Genomic DNA, 17852 nt, shown 5'->3' with positions numbered 1-17852 from the left:
GAAGTAACATGACATTAAAAATTGCAATCTCCGGTGCTGGCGGAAGAATGGGGCGCCAATTAATTCAATCGGTTCATTCTGCGGAAGGCGTAGAACTAGGTGCAGCTTTTGAACGCAAAGGATCATCTTTAGTCGGGACGGATGCGGGAGAATTGGCGGGAATTGGTCAACTTGGTGTAACAGTATCAGACGATCTTGAAAGCCAAAAAGATAAATTCGATTTATTAATCGATTTTACTCGACCAGAAGGCACCCTTGAACATATTGCATTTTGCGTAGCGAATAATAAAAAAATGGTGATTGGTACAACTGGTTTTGATGATGAAGGTAAAGCTGTAATTGAGGCTGCTTCAGATAAAATTGCTATTGTATTTGCATCAAATTTCAGTGTTGGCGTGAATTTAGTCTTCAAGCTTTTAGAAAAAGCAGCAAAAGTGATGGGCGATTATTGCGACATTGAAGTGATCGAAGTACATCACCGTCATAAAGTCGATGCACCATCTGGCACCGCACTTTCTATGGGCGAACATATCGCAAAAACCTTAGGTCGCAATTTAAAAACGCACGGAGTTTTCTGCCGTGAAGGAATCACTGGCGAACGTAAACGCGATGAAATTGGTTTTTCAACTATTCGTGCTTCGGATGTGGTGGGGGAGCACACGGTTTGGTTTGCAGATATTGGCGAGCGTGTAGAAATTTCCCATAAAGCATCAAGTCGTATGACTTTCGCTAATGGCGCAGTGCGTGCTGGTAAATGGTTAGAAAATAAGGCGAATGGCTTATTTGATATGACCGATGTATTAGATTTAAATAATTTATAAATCAATTTCAAGGTCACTTTCTACGTGACAGCAGCATAGTAAAATCTCATCAGGTTGAATAAAGGCAAGGGGCGTATCTTTATAGGATACCTTGCCTTTTTTAATTTTCACACGACAAGAACCACAATAGCCACTACGGCATTGATATTCATGGTGAATATTATTTTTCTCGAGATGATCAAGTAAACTTGTTTCATTATTGAATTCTAATGCGGTTTTACTGTAGATTAGATGAATTTTCATAATAACAATGCAGTGAAATTTGCTGGGCATTATATAAGGAAAATCCATATGTTAAAAATACTGTGTTTTATAACCGCACTTTTTATTACTGCTTGTAGTTCTATTCGCAAAGAACCAGTGAAAACGGTAGATGTTTATATCAAACCTTATTATTCTGCTGAAAATGGAAAAGCAGAAAATGTATTTGTACATAAAGAAATTGATCCGATGCTACGTGAAAATACGATAAAAGGTTATAAAAGTGCGGTGAAATTTGTAGAAGAAAATCCAGCTCGTATTTCACCAATGACGATGTTCACGTTAGCTGCTCGGGCTTACGATTTTGACTTAAGAGATGAAGCAGTTACTTGGTTTTATCGTGGACAAAATCGTTTGATCACCGCATTTTATGTGTTGGATTTGCCAAAACAAACGGTGCAAGATAATACAGGGTTTAGCCACGTAGTAGGGCAGTTTGTTAATGCTTATGCGTTTTGTGATTTTGATAAACAAAGTCGTGCTGCCGAAAATGCGGTGAAATGGACAATTACGCATCCTTATGAAGTGATTTTCTTACCAGCATTGCCCGCAAAATTTGCGGATCGTAGAAAAGCGTTAAAAGAAGCAGAAGAAAAATTAGTCCAGCGTTTACAGGAACAAGCACGTTTTTTTGCTAATCCAAACAATAAAGAAAAATGGCAAAAAGAGCGGTCAGAAAATTTTGTGAATGAACGATTTTGTTGGTAACAAGAAAAAATGTAATAGCGATATTATTCCATTTTTATTTTTGATAAACCAATGATTTTTCGTATTATTCTTTTACTTTTTAAGGACTTGGTATTATCATTACTCGGTTTTTATTTTATAGAGAAAAGAGAAGCAGGGGAAACTATGCAACATCTGAACGAGCTTGTTGAGAAAGCGAAATTAGCGATTGAATCCATTCAGGATAAAAGTTTAACGGCTTTGGATGAAATCCGTGTCGAATATTTTGGTAAGAAAGGGCATTTTACTCAATTAATGCAAGAATTGCGTAACGTGTCAGCTGAAGAACGTCCAGCTATGGGCGCAAAAATTAACGAAGCAAAACAAGCTGCGTTAGAATTTTTAAATGCTAAAAAAGCGGAGTGGGAACAGGCTGAACTTAACGCAAAATTAGAAAAAGAGCGCGTAGATGTGAGTTTGCCGGGGCGTAAAGTTGAAACAGGTGGCTTACACCCAGTCACTATGACGATTAATCGCGTAACAAAATTTTTCTCAGAACTTGGCTTTTCAGTTGAAAATGGCCCTGAAATTGAAAGTGATTATTACAACTTCGATGCGTTAAATATTCCTAAACATCACCCTGCACGTGCGGATCACGATACTTTTTGGTTTAATCCAGAATTATTACTTCGCACTCAAACTTCTGGCGTGCAAATTCGTACTATGGAAAAAATGCAGCCACCAATTCGCATTATGGCTCCGGGACGTGTATATCGTAATGACTACGATCAAACTCACACGCCAATGTTCCATCAAATTGAACTACTTTATGTGGATAAAAAAGCAAATTTCACAGAATTGAAAGGCTTATTGCACGATTTCTTACGCGCTTTCTTTGAAGAAGATTTACAAGTACGTTTCCGTCCATCTTATTTCCCGTTTACTGAACCTTCAGCGGAAGTGGATGTGATGGGTAAAAACGGTAAATGGTTAGAGGTGTTGGGCTGCGGTATGGTGCACCCAAATGTGTTGCGTAACGTTGGTATTGATCCGAATGAATATTCTGGTTTTGCAGTGGGAATGGGTGTTGAGCGTTTAACAATGTTACGTTATAACGTAACAGATTTACGTTCGTTCTTTGAAAACGACTTACGTTTCTTAAAACAATTTAAGTAATTTCTCGGATTTGGATTAAAAGGATAACAACAAATGAAATTTAGTGAACAGTGGGTAAGAGAATGGGTGAACCCTGCGGTGTCCACCGAGCAATTATGCGAGCAAATTACTATGCTTGGCTTAGAAGTGGATGGTGTAGAAGCCGTTGCGGGTACATTTAATGGTGTCGTTGTTGGTGAAGTAGTGGAATGTGCACAGCATCCAGATGCGGATAAATTACGTGTAACTAAAGTGAACGTAGGCGGTGATCGTTTATTGGATATCGTGTGTGGCGCACCAAATTGTCGTCAAGGCTTAAAAGTCGCTTGCGCAACAGAAGGTGCGGTATTACCTGGCGATTTCAAAATTAAGAAAACGAAATTACGCGGTCAGCCATCAGAGGGGATGCTTTGTTCATTTTCTGAATTAGGTATTGATGTTGAAGCAGACGGCATCATTGAGCTGCCAGTTGATGCACCAATAGGTACAGATTTACGCGAATATTTAGGTTTAAATGATAATGCCATCGAAATTAGCTTAACGCCAAACCGTGCGGATTGTTTGAGCATTGCGGGTATTGCGCGTGAAATTGGCGTGGTAAATAAACAGCCAGTAAATCAGCCGCACTTTGAAGCGGTGCCAACAACAATTTCAGATAAAGTTCAAATTGATTTACAAGCGCCAGAAGCGTGCCCGCTTTATTTATTACGTGTGGTGAAAAACGTCAATGTGAAGGCTGAATCGCCAATGTGGATACAAGAAAAATTGCGTCGTTGTGGTATTCGTTCTATTGATCCTATTGTTGATTTTACTAACTATATTTTGCTTGAGCTTGGTCAGCCAATGCACGCGTTTGATGCGGCTAAAGTTGCACAACCTGTTCAAGTTCGCTTCGCAAAAGAGGGCGAAGAATTAGTATTATTAGATGGCTCAACCGCAAAACTTCAATCAAATACTTTATTAATTGCCGACCAAAATGGTCCTTTAGCAATGGCAGGAATCTTTGGTGGTGCAGCCAGTGGCGTGAATAGTGAAACGAAAGATGTGATTTTAGAATCAGCATTTTTCTCTCCATTAGCGATTGCTGGGCGTGCAAGACAATATGGTTTACATACTGATGCATCACACCGTTTTGAGCGTGGTGTGGATTTTGAATTAGCGCGTAAAGCAATGGAACGAGCAACCGCATTATTACTTCAAATCTGTGGTGGTGAAGCGGGTGAGATTTGTGAAGCAAGCAGTGAAACTCATCTTCCTAAAGTCAATACAGTTCAACTTCGCCGTAGTAAATTAGATGCACTTTTAGGTCATCATATTGAAACAGAAAGCGTAACAGAAATTTTCCACCGTCTTGGTTTCGATGTTACTTATGCAAATGATATTTGGACGGTAACTTCTGCAAGCTGGCGTTTTGATATTGAAATCGAAGAAGATTTAATTGAGGAAGTGGCGCGTATTTATGGTTATAACAGCATTCCAAACAATGCGCCATTAGCGCATCTCCGCATGCGTGAGCACAAAGAATCTGATTTAGATTTAGCTCGAATTAAGACCGCACTTGTGGATGCTGATTATCAAGAAGCTATTACTTATAGCTTTGTGGATCCAAAAATTCAAAGTTTATTACATCCACATCAAGAGGCACTTGTATTGCCAAATCCTATTTCTGTGGAAATGTCCGCAATGCGTGTGTCTTTAATGAGTGGTTTATTAGGTGCAGTGCTTTATAACCAAAATCGCCAACAATCTCGTGTTCGTTTATTTGAAACTGGATTGCGCTTTGTGCCAGATGCCAATACTGAATTTGGCGTGCGTCAAGAATTTGTTTTAAGTGCGGTGATTACTGGAACGGCAAAATCTGAACATTGGGCAGGTAAAGCAGAATCTGTAGATTTCTTTGATCTTAAAGGCGATTTAGAATCAGTACTTTCTTTAACAGAGGGGGGGAATAGAGTTCGTTTTGTTGCAAAACAATTTGATGCATTACATCCTGGTCAATCAGCGGCTATTGAATTAGATGGCGAAGAAATTGGTTTTATTGGTGCAATTCATCCATCCATTAACCAAAAACTTGGCTTAAATGGCAAAACTTTTGTATTTGAAATTCTTTGGAATGCAATTGCAGCACGTAATGTGGTGCAAGCAAAAGAAATTTCTAAATTCCCAGCAAACCGTCGTGATTTAGCTTTAGTCGTAGCAGATAGCGTACCAGCAGGGGAATTGATCGCAGCATGTAAACAAGCAGGCGGCGAAAAATTGGTGCAAGTGAACTTGTTCGATGTATATCAAGGTGTGGGCATCGCTGAAGGCTATAAGAGTTTAGCGATTAGCTTGATCGTCCAAGATAATGAAAAAACACTTGAAGATGAAGAAATTAATGCAGTGATTTCAGCAGTATTAGCGGAGGTAAAACAACGCTTTAATGCTGAATTAAGGGATTAATATGGCTACGATAACCAAAATTGATATTATTGAATATTTAAGCGATAAATATCACTTATCTAAACAAGATACGAAAAATGTGGTGGAGAACTTTTTAGAAGAGATTCGTTCGTCGCTAGAATCTGGTCATGATGTAAAATTATCAGGATTTGGTAATTTTGAACTACGTGATAAGTCATCTCGCCCAGGTCGTAACCCGAAAACTGGTGATGTTGTGCCAGTTTCTGCTCGCCGAGTAGTGACATTTAAACCAGGGCAAAAGTTACGTGCTCGTGTAGAAAAAACTAAATAGCAAGGAACAAAAAGTGCGGTGAATTTCTACCGCACTTTTCATATGAAAAGGTATGAAAGTATATAAATCATTTTTAATCGCTACTGCCTCGCTGTTTTTATTCGCTTGTTCTAGTTTTCAAAACGATGATTATGCGATGAACTATAAAGGTCAAATCGGCGATCCTATTATGGCCATAGCCATGTTGAGCGAACAACAACATGAATGGGCGGGTACACCTTATGTGCTCGGCGGTGTTTCACGTCGTGGCGTAGATTGTTCCGGTTTTGTGCAGAAAACTTTCTTCGATCGTTTTAATCTTCGTTTACCAAGAAGTACAACTGAACAAGCCAATTATGGTAAACATATACGCAAAGAAGATATTCAAACGGGTGATTTAATTTTCTTTAAAACCGGCCGTGGCCCTAATGGTTATCATGTAGGAATTTATGTAAAAGAAGACAAATTCCTTCATGCTTCCACCAGAGGGGGGGTTGTCTATTCTTCAATGAATAACCCTTATTGGTCGAAAGCCTTCTGGCAAGTCAGACGGATTTAGAAAGTATAATGCTGGAATTTTCCAGCATTTTTTATAGTGATTTTTTTCAAATTTGGGAGATAAAATGTCCTCAAACTTAACCGCACTTCAAATTCAACTTGAAATTTTACGCCTTATTCCGAAAACACGTTTCATTACCGCCGAAGAAATCTTACAAAAACTTGCTGATATTGGCGTTCAACGTGATATTCGTTCAATTCAACGCCAGCTAGAAAGTTTGTCTCAACAGTTTGAAATTGAGCGTGATATGCGTGATAAACCTTATGGCTACCGATGGAAATCAAATGCTAAAGGCTTGGATTTACCAATTTTAAATGAACAGCAATCACTTGTGCTTATGCTTGCTAAACAATATCTCAATGGCATTTTGCCTTCTAGCATTATGAGCTCAATGGAAGCGTTCTTTCAACAGGCCGAATATAATTTGGTTTATGACAGCCATAAAAAATCAGGGGCAGAATGGCTTAATAAAGTTGCTATTGCGCCCACTAGTCAGCCGTTATTACCTGCCAAAATTAATCCAGAAATTTTTTCTCAAATTAGTACCGCACTTTATCAAAATCGATTTTTACAGGTGCATTATCGGAGTATTCACGGTAAAGAACATAAGGCACAGGTCAAGCCATTGGCTTTGGTACAACAAGGGCCAAGTAGCTATTTAGTCGCACAATATGAGAATGGCGATATTTTACACTTGGCTTTGCATCGCTTGCTTAAGGTAACAGTAAGTACAATGATATTTGAACGCCCTGATTTTAATTTGAAATCTTATGTAGAAAGCCAAAAGTTTGGTTTTACCTATGGTCGAAAAATCCGATTAACTTTCCGCATTAATAAAGATATTGGTGGATTTTTAACAGAAACACCATTATCAACAGATCAAACAGTAAAAGATTCTGGGTATGATTATGAAATTTCAGCAACAGTGATCGAAAGCCAAATGCTGGATTGGTGGATAGCTCACTTTGGTGAAAATTATCAAGAAATTGAGCGTGTATATTTAGAAGAAACAGTATAACGACATAAATTGTCGCTTTGTCCTTTATGATAAGTCTATCTGAAGAGAGGACATTCAAATGAAACAGATTGTGTACATTGATATGGATAATGTGATGGTAGATTTTCCATCAGGTATTGCAAAACTAGATGATAAAACCAAGCGAGAATATGAAGGTCGATATGATGAAGTAGAGGGTATTTTTAGCTTAATGGAACCAATGCCAAACGCGATTTCTGCGGTGCATAAATTGATGAAGAAATATCATATTTATGTGCTTTCTACTGCGCCTTGGCATAATCCTTCCGCTTGGAGTGATAAAGTAAAATGGATTCAACATTATTTCGGTGAAGAAAAAGGTTCAGCCTTATACAAACGATTGATTTTATCCCATCATAAAAATCTCAACCAAGGCGATTATTTAATTGATGATCGTACTAAAAATGGTGCTGGCAAATTTCAAGGCGAACATATTCATTTTGGTACAGAACGGTTTGCTAATTGGAATTGTGTATTATCTTACTTAGGCTGTGGGCCTTTTACACCAAGTGATATTTTGCAAGATTGTTTGAAAAAGCCTGCCGCCCTTGTGCAAGTTGAAAATGAGGATAAAAGCCGAATCATTGGTGCTTTTGCAGATCGATATAAATGGCAAGTGTTTAATTTGGCATGTGTTTATGCGGATGAAACAGCAACCGAACAGAAAACGGTCTATTTAATTATCAGCCCTTATCTCAGTGATGAATTTAAAATGCGTATTGAAGCTATGTGTGCTCATATTCAAGCAGAATATGACGTGTTATTACGCTCAAAATCACAGCTAAAACAATATTTCCAATGCCTTTCAGATAAGCCATTTTTGCACATTGAAAGCTATAGTTATCAACCCCTTTATAAAGCGGGGAATATATTTGGCATGATGGCGAGAGATAGACAGATTGATGAAATTTTAGAAGAAAAAAGAGCGTGAAAAATGACGGCGAAAAAGAAACCAATTTGCGTGGTATTAACGGGCGCTGGAATTAGTGCCGAAAGTGGTATTCCAACTTTTAGAGCGGAAGATGGCTTGTGGGCAGGGCATAAAGTAGAAGAAGTTTGCACTCCAGAAGCCTTAAAGAAAAACCGAGCAAAAGTATTGGCGTTTTATAATGAACGACGTCGTAATGCTCAAGCTGCAGAGCCTAATGCAGCACACTTGGCTTTAGTTGAATTGGAAGCGTTTTATGAAGTTCATATAATCACTCAAAATGTGGATGATTTACATGAGCGAGCGGGAAGTACTAACGTACTCCATTTACATGGTGAACTAAATAAAGCTCGCAGCAGTTTTAATACGGATTACATTGTTCCATGTTTGGGTGATCAACTGTTAGAGGATAAGGATAATCACGGTCATCCAATGCGTCCACATATAGTCTTTTTTGGGGAAAATGTACCCATGTTTCCTAAAGCAGAAAAGTTAGTGAAAAAGGCATATATTGTGATTGTTATTGGCACTTCATTACAAGTTTATCCAGCTAATGGATTGGTAAATCTGGCTCCATATGGTTCACTTATCTATTTGATTGATCCTAATCCTAATACAGGATTTGTTCGTAAGAAAGTAATTGCAATAAAAGAAAAAGCGGGTGAGGGGGTTCCGAAAGTGGTCGCCGAGTTATTGGAGAAAATTAAAAAATCATAGAAAAACAACCGCACTTTTTAAACAAATAGCGACTTCGGTCGCTATTTATCATTATTTATCTTGCTTATGTTTAAGCATATGCATAATAAGCCTAATAAGTGTTTCTTTTTGTTTCGGATCAGATTCTGCAACTAATAAAGTGAGTGCTGCAAGTCCAGTATCATTGATAACCGGATGTCCATTCTGCTTAAATAAACGCCCATTTCTATGTAAGAAATCCACAAATAAAAATGCGCCACTTCGTTTATTACCATCTGAAAAAGGATGGTTCTTGACGACAAAATAAAGTAAATGTGCTGCTTTTGCTTCAATGCTTGGATAAGCGGGTTCACCAAATACACTTTGATCTAAATTGCCTAAAATCGCAGATAAGCCATTATCTCTTTCACGTCCAAACAGATCACTTGCTTCACCTTTTTCCATTAGCTGTAATTTTAACTCTGCTAGTGCAGAACAAGCCTCAGCATAAGTCGGTAATGTACCGCCTTGCTGTGTTTGTGGCTCGGTAAGTAAACCTTCATCATATTGTTGTAGCCATAAAAACGTATGTGTATAACGGCTGACAATATCCACTAATCCACGACCACTTTCTAGCGTTAATTCCGATGAATTTGCCGTTTTTTGAATAAGCACAAGTGCTTGTTCGAATTCGTGAGCATTTTGCTGTAAACGTTTTTGGTTAATGGTATAGCCTTGAGTCAGATATTCTTTCAAGCGTGCAGTTGCCCAAATCCTAAATTTAGTACCTAAAATAGAATTAACTCTATAGCCCACAGATATAATTACATCAAGATTATAGTATTCGATTGTTCGATTAATTTGTCTTTTGCCTTCAATTTGAACTGTTGCATTTTTTGCAACAGTTGCTTCTCTATTTAGCTCGCCATCAGTATAGATATTGCGTAAATGACGTGAAATGACTGACTTATCTCGCCCAAATAAATCAGCCATCTGCTGTAAACTTAGCCAGATAGTGTCATTTTCAAATCTCACTTCTACTTGCGTTGTGCCATCTTGAGCTTGGTAAATTTCAATCGGGTTTTGGTTATTCATATTATTTTCCTTAATAAGTTTTATGTATATATAACCATATAAATATGCATATTGCAATACAGATAATTTTATTTGCAAAAAATCTTCTAAAAATAACCGCTTTCAACATTCGCAAACGACACAAGTTGTCGCTTCCTTTCATATAATTTTGCCATAAAGAGAGATTTTCTACTTCTTACATATCTATCAAGCCTTTAATCAATAAAAGGAGCAAATAATGGCAATGAAAGTAATTATGGCAAGAGATCCACTTTTTGAGGATGTAAAAAAATTTGTGCAATAACAAAAAGTTGCATCTTGCTCGATGATTCAACGCAGATTTATGTTGGGTTTTAATCGAGCTGGACAAATTTTAGAACAGTTAGAACAAGCGGGTATTATTTCACCAATGAAAAATGGACAGAGAAAAGTATTATGAAAAATGATTTAAATTATGCAGTAGAACTTATTCGCAAAGCGGATGGCATTTTAATTACAGCTGGTGCGGGTATGAGCGTGGATTCTGGTCTGCCCGATTTCCGCAGCGTTGGTGGATTTTGGAATGCTTATCCTATGTTTAAAGAACATAATATATCTTTTGAAAACATCGCGACGCCACTAGCTTATAAGCATAATCAAGAACTTGCCTATTGGTTTTATGGACATCGATTAGTTCAATACCGAAATACTATTCCTCACGAAGGGTATCAGATTTTAAAACGTTGGGCGGGAGCTAAATCTCACGGATATTTTGTTTTTACCAGTAATGTGGATGGGCATTTTCAAAAGGCTGGTTTTGATGATAGCCATGTCTATGAAGTACACGGTACTTTGGAGCGTATTCAGTGTGTCAATAATTGTCGAAGATTAAGTTGGTCTGCATCAAGTTTTCAACCTGTCGTGGATAATGAAAACTTATGTTTAACCAGTGAAAAACCACATTGTCCTTATTGTGGGGGCTTTGCTCGTCAAAATGTACTAATGTTTAATGATTGGAGTTATGCAAGTCAATATCAGGATTTTAAACAAGTGCGGTTAGAGTCGTGGTTAAAAGAAGTGCAAAATCTCGTCGTCATCGAACTGGGAGCGGGGAAAGCCATTCCAACTGTGCGTCGATTTTCTGAATGTACGGCGAAAGCAAAAAAAGGCGGATTTATTCGTATTAACCCACAAGATGCAGGCGTACCGAAAATGCATTTTTTAAGTCTCGAAATGAAGGCGTTAGAGGCTCTAAAAGAGATTGATCGCCTTCTAAATCCTTCTCAACAAGCGGTTAAATAATGGAAAATTTTTGCGAAATTACCTTCTGCCAACAAATTGGTAGCGTAGGCGACAGTCGTGATGCCACAACGCTTAGATTTTGCTAAACAACAGGCTGAAATTTTAGGGTTGCAGTTGTTATCGAAAGAGGATTTAAGTCAGATTGAATCTCTTAATCTGCTGATGCCAGGGGATTTTGCTGCAGTGGCTCGTCGTCACCAATTTTCCCCTTTTCAAAAAGGTGCAAGATTGGCTGAGTGCATTACAAGGGGAATGTGAAGTGAAACCAGCGTTTTCTGCAACAACAAGACGAATAGGATTCTAATCAAAGTGCGGTCAAAATTTTTATGGTTTTTTGATCGCATTTTTATTGTTTTTTCAACTGCCAGAAAATAAAAACCATTGAATTTATCTTCAATTATCATTTCTGTGATCCACCTCACAATCTTAATATGACAATTATCATAACCCTTTAGAGCGCGTTATATTATCGTTACGCTATGTTGATCGATATAGGGAGGACAACATATGCTCATGACGATACTCAGCTTCCTCATTGTAACCGGTGTGGTTGCTTATATTTCTTGGTTAAAAACAAAAGGGGATGATTTAAAATCTTCAAAAGGATATTTTTTGGCAGGCCGCGGATTAAGTGGTTTAGTGATTGGTTGCTCAATGGTGCTCACATCGCTTTCAACTGAACAACTTATCGGTGTCAATGCGGTGTCCTATAAAGGCAATTTCTCTGTGATTGCTTGGACCGTTCCAACGGTTATTCCGCTTTGTTTCTTGGCGCTTTATATGTTGCCGAAATATTTGCGTAACGGTTACACAACAGTGCCAGAGTTTTTTGAAAGCCGTTTTGACCGTCAAACACGCTTGATTATGTCCACGCTTTTCTTAGTCTTTTATCTTTTCATCGTAATTCCAACCGCACTTTATACTGGTGCAATCGCCTTCAATAAAATCTTCAACTTAGAAACCGCATTTGGCTTAAGCTATGGGGCAGCTATAACTTACACCGTCATTGCAATTGGCGTTGTTGGGGCTATTTATGCGATTTTTGGTGGTTTGAAAGCAGTGGCGGTATCAGACACGATCAATGCGGTGATTTTAGTCATTGGCGCATTGCTTGTACCATTCTTTGCCTTGATGTATTTAGGCGATGGCAGTTTCTCTGAAGGTTTACACACAATCACAACAACGCACATTGAAAAATGGAATGCGATTGGTAGCGAAACCGATGCCACACCTTGGCCAACGATTTTCACCGGTATTATGGTTGTTCACTTTTTCTATTGGACAACGAACCAAGCCATCGTACAACGTTGTTTAGGGGCAAAAGATTTACAATCAGGTCAAAAAGGTATTTTGATCGCGGCATTATTCTTATTAACTTTACCGATCATTTTAAACCTTCCTGGTTTATTGAGTTTCCATATTTTAGGTGAAGGCGTAAATCCAATTGATGCGTCTTATCCATTATTAGTAAACAAAGTATTACCAACTTGGTTACAAGGTTTCTTTATTGCTGCATTATTTGGTGCAATTTTAAGTACCTTTAACTCATTCTTAAATTCAGCAGCAACCATTTACTGTAAAGACTTATTACCTTCTATCAGCAAAAAAGTGCGGTCAGAAGAAGAATTAATTTCTTATGCGAAAAAAGTTTCTACTATTATGGCGATTGTTACTATGATTTTCGCTCCGTTACTCATGTTTGGTACAGATGGTATCTTCTTAATCACTAAACGTTTCGCAGGATTTGTGAATATTCCAATTGTTGCTTTATTTGCCGTAGGTATGTTTAACAAAACTGTATCTGGCAAAGCGGCACGTATTGCTTTACTTGCTCACGTTATCTTGTACTTCTGCATCGTTTGGGTGTTTAATGTCAAAATCAACTTTGTGTATGTTATGGGCGGATTATTCGTATTTGATGTCGTATTAATGCTCATCTTAGGACAATTCTTACGCCGCGAACCTTATATTGAAAACAAAGAAAACTTAGGTAACGTAGATTTAACTAACTGGAAATACTTAAAAGTAACCAGCGTATCTTTAATCTTAGGTTTACTTGCGCTTTACACTTTCCTTTCACCACTTGGTATGGCATCAGAATCCGGCAATCCATCAATGGTGCTTGGCATATGGGCGGTGTTACAAATTATCGTGTTATTTGTTGTACGAGATAAAGAGGCTAAATAATGAACATTATTTATATTCTACTGGATCAAATTCGTAAAGATATGTTGGGACCTTATGGTCACCAAATTGTGAAAACCCCGAATTTAGATCGTTTGGCAAAAGATGGCGTTCGATTTAATAACGCCTTCACTCCAGCGTCTGTTTGCGGTCCTGCACGCACTTCACTTTTTACCGGATTAATGCCGTCGTCTCACGGCATTATTAAAAATGGGGAAAAAGGCGGTGCAGGTGAAATTAGCCAAGAAAAACCGAATATCGGTAAATTGGCTGGCTATAACACTTATGTTGTAGGAAAGTGGCACGTAGGTACTAAATCCGTACCCGAAGATTACGGGATTAAAGGCCATAACTTTGATGGTTATGGCTATCCCGGTAGTGGAGTATATAAAAATTTAGTCTTCAACCAACCGCCAACACATTCCAATCGTTATAAAGAATGGTTAGAAGAAAAGGGGTATGAAATCCCAGAAGTAAGCCGCGCCTACTTTGGTGATAACCCGCATTTAAGGGTACAAGAACTTTGCGGTTTACTCTCAGGCACAAAAGATCAAACCATCCCTTATTTCATTATTGATGAAGCGAAAAAATATATTCAAGAATCATTAGATGAAGGCAAGCCGTTCTTTGCATGGATAAACTTCTGGGGGCCTCACACTCCTTGTATCGTGCCAGAACCTTATTATTCCATGTATCGAAAAGAAGATGTGGTACTTGATAAAAGTTTCTTTAAACCGTTAGAGGGTAAACCAGGGCATTTTCGCACAATTTCAAAAATGTGGGGAATGTGGGAGGCGAGCGAAGATCATTGGAAAGAGGTCATCACAAAATTCTGGGGTTATATCACCTTAATTGACGATGCAATCGGTGAATTATTTAACTACTTAGAAAAAAACGGTCTTTATGACCGCACTTTCTTAGTGGCAACCGCAGATCATGGCGATGCAATGGGCGCGCATCGAATGATTGAAAAAGGTGAATTTATGTTTGATGCCACCTACAACATTCCGATGATTATCAAAGACCCAAATTCAGACCGAGTCAATCAAGAAGATGATAACTTTGTCTATCTTCACGACTTAACCTCGACAGTTTTTGATTTAGCTAATCAAAAAGTTCCTGAAAGTTTTGAAGGGCAGAGTATTCTCCCGATTATGCGTCAACACCAAGATAACCAAAGAAAAGGTGTGCTTGGTCAGCTTGCGGGGCATTTTGTGTATTTTGAACAACGTATGTGGCGTCGTAAAGATTACAAACTCGTATTTAATGCGACTGATGTTTGCGAACTTTACAACATCCGTAACGATCCGGAAGAAATGCATAATTTATTCTATGATTCACAATATAACAGCATCAAAAAAGAGATGTTGGAAGAAATGCGCGCAGAGATGAAACGTCTGAATGACCCACTGGAAAATTGGGTTTATCGAATTATTGACGAAATTTAACCAAAGTCGTAGATTAAGGGCGTATCTGATACGCCCTTTGTTATCTCTACGCCTTATTTATCTTTTAAAACCACAGGAATACACATGAAAACAACATTACTAAAAACACTGACACCAGAGCTTAATCTTGTTCAACATAACAACCTCCCAGTTCTTCACTTAAAACATGCTGTTGGAACAGCAAAAATTTCCTTACAAGGGGCACAGCTTATTAGTTGGAAACCGCAAAATGCGAAGCAAGATGTATTATGGTTAAGTGAAGTAGAACCCTTCGAAAATGGCAATGCTATTCGTGGTGGCATACCGATTTGTTATCCTTGGTTTGGTGGCGTAAAACAACCTGCGCACGGCACAGCTCGTATTCGTTTATGGCAGTTAAGCCATTATGATATTTCAGCCCATAAAGTGCGGTTAGAATTTGAGTTGTTTTCTGATTTAAATATTATCGAAGCTAAAGTCTCAATGGTATTTACAGATAAATGTCATTTAACTTTTACCCATTATGGCGAAGAACCAGCCCAAGCAGCATTACATACCTATTTTAATATTGGGGATATTAATCAAGTGGAAGTACAAGGTTTACCTGAAACTTGTTTTAATAGCTTAAACCAACAACAAGAAAATGTTCCGTCACCGCGTCACATTTCTGAAAATGTTGATTGTATTTATTCCGCAGAAAAAATGCAGAATCAGATCGTAGATAAAATTTTCAATCGTACGATTGCACTGCATCATCATAATGCAAGCCAATTTGTTCTTTGGAATCCTTGGCATAAAAAGATGAGTGGAATGAGTGAAACTGGCTATCAAACGATGTTGTGCTTAGAAACTGCTCGCATTCATCACTTGCTTGAATTTGGCGAAAGTTTAAGCGTAGAAATTTCGCTTAAAGGCTAAATTTTGTTGCATAAGTGGTGTGAATACTATAGAATTCGCGGGATTTTGCTCGTTCCTTGCGGGCAATAAATTTGAAATCTTTTATTTTTAGCGAAAAGATTTTTACTATTAACCAATAGAAGGAATACGATTATTAAAACCGTAAAAAAAGCGCCGGCAGTAAATCGCCCAAACCGTATCAATGAAGAGATTCGTGTAAAAGAAGTTCGTTTAATTGACCAAGATGGTGAACAAGCAGGGATTGTTTCTATTCAACAAGCCCTAGAAATGGCAGAACAAGCAGAGTTTGATCTTGTTGAAATTAGCCCAAATGCAGAGCCTCCGGTTTGCCGCATTATGAACTACGGTAAATTCCTTTACGAGAAAAGTAAAACCGCTAAAGAACAAAAGAAAAAACAAAAAGTTGTGCAAGTTAAGGAAATTAAATTCCGTCCAGGCACAGACGAAGGTGACTATCAAGTTAAATTACGTAGCTTAATCCGTTTCTTAGAAGACGGTGACAAAGCGAAAATTACTGTGCGTTTCCGCGGTCGTGAAATGGCTCACCAAGACATTGGTTTTGATGTGTTAGAGCGCGTAAAAAATGATTTAGCTGAAATTTCTGTCGTTGAATCTGCACCAGGTAAATTAGAAGGCCGTCAGGCTGTAATGGTGTTAGCACCGAAGAAAAAATAAGAATTTTGCTGAGATTTCTCAGCAAATCTTTTTGTTTAAGTTTGACTTAAATGAAAAGACAACTGCACGTTGGGCACACTACGCAGCCTAACTGCTTTTGAAAAGGCAATTTAATTTGCCTTATGATGGAAATGATCAGTGCTTCCAAGTAACTTTTTAAGTTCGCCTGATTATGTTGTTTTAAACGAAAAATGCGGAGTTATTTTAACAATGCCTAAAATCAAAACAGTACGCGGCGCAGCGAAGCGCTTCAAAAAAACTGCTTCTGGTGGTTTCAAGCGTAAACAATCTCACTTACGTCATATTTTGACTAAAAAAACAACTAAACGTAAACGTCATTTACGTCATAAATCAATGGTTGCGAAAGCAGACCAAGTTTTAGTAGTAGCTTGCTTACCATACGCATAAGCCGTTATTTAAGCAAAACGTACGATTAGTTCATTTTAGAAAAATATTACATAGGAGATTAAATAATGGCTCGTGTAAAACGTGGTGTTATTGCAAGAGCACGCCATAAGAAAGTTCTTAAGGCTGCTAAAGGTTATTATGGTGCACGTTCACGCGTGTATCGCGTTGCTTTCCAAGCGGTGATCAAAGCTGGTCAATACGCATATCGTGACCGTCGTCAACGTAAACGTCAATTCCGTCAATTATGGATTGCACGTATCAACGCTGCAGCGCGTCAAAATGGTTTATCTTACAGCAAATTCATCAACGGCTTGAAAAAAGCATCTGTTGAAATCGACCGTAAGATTCTTGCTGATATCGCTGTATTCGACAAAGTAGCGTTCGCTGCATTAGTTGAAAAAGCAAAATCTGCACTTTAATTTTTTAAAGTTTAGATAAAGAAGAATTAGGACGCTGAAAAGCGTCCTTTTTTCATTATTATGATAGATAAGTCTATCTTTTCTATACATTCTAAATTGATAATTTCGCTAAATTGTCCTCCTAAAACCAGTGTGTGTTTTTTAGCCTATTTCTATTTTTTAAATGATTAAATATAAATAAGAAAAAAGCATTTTTGTTAGTTATTTAAAGTTTAATTTTTAACCTTTTCGCACCCAGTATACTGGGTGTTGTTATCTCTTTACAGAGATAACAACAAAACATCTTGCTAAACAAAAAAGTTTAGTATTTCAATTAAGGTTAATTAATAGGTATGTTATGAAACTGACAAAAACACTTCTCACTAGCGCATTGTTAGCTACTTCAATTTTTTCTTTTCAATCTACTGCTTGGGCAGATACCACAAGTCAATTTCAACAAGCTCTTAAAGCCGCTGAAAAAAATGACTATGAAACAGCCCTTAAACTTCTTCAGCCTTTGGCTAAACAGGGACATACAGATAGCCAATATCTTTTAGGTCTTATGTATGCCGGAGGAATGGGGGTAAAAAGTAATATTTCTACTGCTAACAAATGGTTCCGTAAGGCTTGTGATAACGGTTATCAAAAAGCTTGCAAACATTTGCAATAGTGG

The 17852-nt window shown here is 37.9% G+C and carries 19 protein-coding genes and 2 pseudogenes; 19 read left to right on the top strand and 2 right to left on the bottom strand.

Going from position 1 to position 17852, the window contains the following annotated elements; translation table 11 throughout:
- Nucleotides 1-8 precede the first annotated feature (8 nt).
- Entirely contained in the window at nucleotides 9-821 is an 813-nt protein-coding gene (gene dapB / locus GG9_RS03570) for a 4-hydroxy-tetrahydrodipicolinate reductase (RefSeq protein WP_005631750.1), read from the top strand.
- On the opposite strand, the gene yfaE is transcribed toward dapB, so the two are convergent.
- Nucleotides 816-1064 carry a class I ribonucleotide reductase maintenance protein YfaE gene (gene yfaE / locus GG9_RS03575; protein ID WP_032825099.1) on the bottom strand — a complete coding sequence of 83 codons (249 nt, stop codon included), beginning with the start codon at nucleotides 1062-1064 and terminating at the stop codon, nucleotides 816-818. The two genes, dapB and yfaE, sit on opposite strands and share 6 nt — an antisense overlap.
- Before the next feature lie 48 nt (nucleotides 1065-1112).
- Between yfaE and GG9_RS03580 the strand changes: the two genes are divergently transcribed.
- The 8 genes from GG9_RS03580 (at nucleotide 1113) to GG9_RS03615 (ending at nucleotide 8856) form a co-directional block, all read left to right on the top strand.
- Nucleotides 1113-1790: a hypothetical protein gene (locus GG9_RS03580; RefSeq protein WP_005631744.1), complete on the top strand. Its 678-nt coding sequence runs from the start codon at nucleotides 1113-1115 to the stop codon at nucleotides 1788-1790.
- Nucleotides 1791-1934: 144 nt separating this feature from the next.
- Nucleotides 1935-2924 (top strand): phenylalanine--tRNA ligase subunit alpha, encoded by a 990-nt coding sequence (gene pheS / locus GG9_RS03585; RefSeq protein ID WP_005640625.1) that lies wholly within the window; start codon nucleotides 1935-1937, stop codon nucleotides 2922-2924.
- A 33-nt stretch (nucleotides 2925-2957) separates the two neighbouring features.
- On the top strand, nucleotides 2958-5345 hold the full coding sequence (gene pheT / locus GG9_RS03590) for a phenylalanine--tRNA ligase subunit beta (protein ID WP_005631737.1): 2388 nt from the start codon (nucleotides 2958-2960) through the stop codon (nucleotides 5343-5345).
- Nucleotide 5346: 1 nt separating this feature from the next.
- On the top strand, nucleotides 5347-5637 hold the full coding sequence (locus GG9_RS03595) for an integration host factor subunit alpha (RefSeq protein WP_005631730.1): 291 nt from the start codon (nucleotides 5347-5349) through the stop codon (nucleotides 5635-5637).
- 52 nt (nucleotides 5638-5689) lie between these two features.
- Nucleotides 5690-6175, top strand: a complete 486-nt coding sequence (locus tag GG9_RS03600) for an NlpC/P60 family protein (protein ID WP_005631729.1) — start codon at nucleotides 5690-5692, stop codon at nucleotides 6173-6175.
- A gap of 64 nt (nucleotides 6176-6239) precedes the next feature.
- Nucleotides 6240-7193 carry a helix-turn-helix transcriptional regulator gene (locus GG9_RS03605; RefSeq protein WP_005631728.1) on the top strand — a complete coding sequence of 318 codons (954 nt, stop codon included), beginning with the start codon at nucleotides 6240-6242 and terminating at the stop codon, nucleotides 7191-7193.
- 58 nt (nucleotides 7194-7251) lie between these two features.
- On the top strand, nucleotides 7252-8142 hold the full coding sequence (locus GG9_RS03610) for a 5' nucleotidase, NT5C type (protein ID WP_005631727.1): 891 nt from the start codon (nucleotides 7252-7254) through the stop codon (nucleotides 8140-8142).
- Between the two features lie 3 nt (nucleotides 8143-8145).
- Complete coding sequence (locus tag GG9_RS03615; protein WP_005631726.1) at nucleotides 8146-8856, top strand: SIR2 family NAD-dependent protein deacylase; 711 nt, start codon at nucleotides 8146-8148, stop codon at nucleotides 8854-8856.
- Nucleotides 8857-8907: 51 nt separating this feature from the next.
- Here the strand turns inward: GG9_RS03615 and GG9_RS03620 are convergent, their stop codons facing one another.
- Nucleotides 8908-9909 carry a virulence RhuM family protein/type II toxin-antitoxin system death-on-curing family toxin gene (locus tag GG9_RS03620; protein ID WP_005631724.1) on the bottom strand — a complete coding sequence of 334 codons (1002 nt, stop codon included), beginning with the start codon at nucleotides 9907-9909 and terminating at the stop codon, nucleotides 8908-8910.
- Between the two features lie 217 nt (nucleotides 9910-10126).
- On the opposite strand from GG9_RS03620, the pseudogene GG9_RS09500 reads away from it, so the two are divergent.
- The 10 genes and pseudogenes from GG9_RS09500 (at nucleotide 10127) to GG9_RS03655 (ending at nucleotide 17849) form a co-directional block, all read left to right on the top strand.
- Nucleotides 10127-10327, top strand: a pseudogene (locus GG9_RS09500) (DNA translocase FtsK).
- Nucleotides 10324-11169 carry an SIR2 family NAD-dependent protein deacylase gene (locus GG9_RS03625; protein ID WP_005631720.1) on the top strand — a complete coding sequence of 282 codons (846 nt, stop codon included), beginning with the start codon at nucleotides 10324-10326 and terminating at the stop codon, nucleotides 11167-11169. Before GG9_RS09500 ends, GG9_RS03625 begins: the two are co-directional and overlap by 4 nt.
- Nucleotides 11170-11223: 54 nt before the next feature.
- Nucleotides 11224-11473 (top strand): annotated as a pseudogene (locus GG9_RS0108760) (serine/threonine protein phosphatase); the annotation flags it as partial.
- A 203-nt stretch (nucleotides 11474-11676) separates the two neighbouring features.
- Nucleotides 11677-13356: a solute:sodium symporter family transporter gene (locus tag GG9_RS03630; protein ID WP_005631716.1), complete on the top strand. Its 1680-nt coding sequence runs from the start codon at nucleotides 11677-11679 to the stop codon at nucleotides 13354-13356.
- A complete protein-coding gene (locus tag GG9_RS03635) occupies nucleotides 13356-14801 on the top strand; it encodes a sulfatase family protein (RefSeq protein ID WP_005631712.1) in 1446 nt (481 codons plus the stop codon). Before GG9_RS03630 ends, GG9_RS03635 begins: the two co-directional genes overlap by 1 nt.
- An 84-nt stretch (nucleotides 14802-14885) precedes the next feature.
- On the top strand, nucleotides 14886-15698 hold the full coding sequence (locus GG9_RS03640; RefSeq protein ID WP_005631711.1) for a D-hexose-6-phosphate mutarotase: 813 nt from the start codon (nucleotides 14886-14888) through the stop codon (nucleotides 15696-15698).
- 129 nt (nucleotides 15699-15827) lie between these two features.
- Complete coding sequence (gene infC / locus GG9_RS03645) at nucleotides 15828-16373, top strand: translation initiation factor IF-3 (RefSeq protein ID WP_474509138.1); 546 nt, start codon at nucleotides 15828-15830, stop codon at nucleotides 16371-16373.
- 210 nt (nucleotides 16374-16583) lie between these two features.
- Entirely contained in the window at nucleotides 16584-16781 is a 198-nt protein-coding gene (gene rpmI / locus GG9_RS0108755) for a 50S ribosomal protein L35 (RefSeq protein WP_005596065.1), read from the top strand.
- A 65-nt stretch (nucleotides 16782-16846) separates the two neighbouring features.
- A complete protein-coding gene (gene rplT / locus GG9_RS03650; RefSeq protein ID WP_005596075.1) occupies nucleotides 16847-17200 on the top strand; it encodes a 50S ribosomal protein L20 in 354 nt (117 codons plus the stop codon).
- Between the two features lie 337 nt (nucleotides 17201-17537).
- Entirely contained in the window at nucleotides 17538-17849 is a 312-nt protein-coding gene (locus tag GG9_RS03655) for a tetratricopeptide repeat protein (protein WP_005631708.1), read from the top strand.
- Nucleotides 17850-17852: the final 3 nt, after the last annotated feature.

Origin of the sequence: Haemophilus haemolyticus M19501, from assembly GCF_000222025.1 — a bacterium.
Lineage (GTDB): Bacteria > Pseudomonadota > Gammaproteobacteria > Enterobacterales > Pasteurellaceae > Haemophilus > Haemophilus haemolyticus_G.
Note: the sequence above shows the minus strand (reverse complement) of the source record. Positions and strands in the feature narration are given on the sequence as shown.

Excerpts from the sequence above, each read along its gene's own strand:
- GG9_RS03610 (WP_005631727.1), top strand. The coding sequence starts at position 7,252 with ATGAAACAGATTGTGTACATTGATATGGATAATGTGATGGTAGATTTT.
- GG9_RS03620 (WP_005631724.1), bottom strand. The coding sequence starts at position 9,909 with ATGAATAACCAAAACCCGATTGAAATTTACCAAGCTCAAGATGGCACA.
- GG9_RS03605 (WP_005631728.1), top strand. The coding sequence starts at position 6,240 with ATGTCCTCAAACTTAACCGCACTTCAAATTCAACTTGAAATTTTACGC.
- GG9_RS03600 (WP_005631729.1), top strand. The coding sequence starts at position 5,690 with ATGAAAGTATATAAATCATTTTTAATCGCTACTGCCTCGCTGTTTTTA.
- GG9_RS03615 (WP_005631726.1), top strand. The coding sequence starts at position 8,146 with ATGACGGCGAAAAAGAAACCAATTTGCGTGGTATTAACGGGCGCTGGA.
- GG9_RS03635 (WP_005631712.1), top strand. The coding sequence starts at position 13,356 with ATGAACATTATTTATATTCTACTGGATCAAATTCGTAAAGATATGTTG.
- GG9_RS03625 (WP_005631720.1), top strand. The coding sequence starts at position 10,324 with ATGAAAAATGATTTAAATTATGCAGTAGAACTTATTCGCAAAGCGGAT.
- dapB (WP_005631750.1), top strand. The coding sequence starts at position 9 with ATGACATTAAAAATTGCAATCTCCGGTGCTGGCGGAAGAATGGGGCGC.
- pheS (WP_005640625.1), top strand. The coding sequence starts at position 1,935 with ATGCAACATCTGAACGAGCTTGTTGAGAAAGCGAAATTAGCGATTGAA.
- GG9_RS03595 (WP_005631730.1), top strand. The coding sequence starts at position 5,347 with ATGGCTACGATAACCAAAATTGATATTATTGAATATTTAAGCGATAAA.
- GG9_RS03655 (WP_005631708.1), top strand. The coding sequence starts at position 17,538 with ATGAAACTGACAAAAACACTTCTCACTAGCGCATTGTTAGCTACTTCA.
- yfaE (WP_032825099.1), bottom strand. The coding sequence starts at position 1,064 with ATGAAAATTCATCTAATCTACAGTAAAACCGCATTAGAATTCAATAAT.
- GG9_RS03580 (WP_005631744.1), top strand. The coding sequence starts at position 1,113 with ATGTTAAAAATACTGTGTTTTATAACCGCACTTTTTATTACTGCTTGT.
- GG9_RS03640 (WP_005631711.1), top strand. The coding sequence starts at position 14,886 with ATGAAAACAACATTACTAAAAACACTGACACCAGAGCTTAATCTTGTT.
- rpmI (WP_005596065.1), top strand. The coding sequence starts at position 16,584 with ATGCCTAAAATCAAAACAGTACGCGGCGCAGCGAAGCGCTTCAAAAAA.
- GG9_RS03630 (WP_005631716.1), top strand. The coding sequence starts at position 11,677 with ATGCTCATGACGATACTCAGCTTCCTCATTGTAACCGGTGTGGTTGCT.
- pheT (WP_005631737.1), top strand. The coding sequence starts at position 2,958 with ATGAAATTTAGTGAACAGTGGGTAAGAGAATGGGTGAACCCTGCGGTG.
- rplT (WP_005596075.1), top strand. The coding sequence starts at position 16,847 with ATGGCTCGTGTAAAACGTGGTGTTATTGCAAGAGCACGCCATAAGAAA.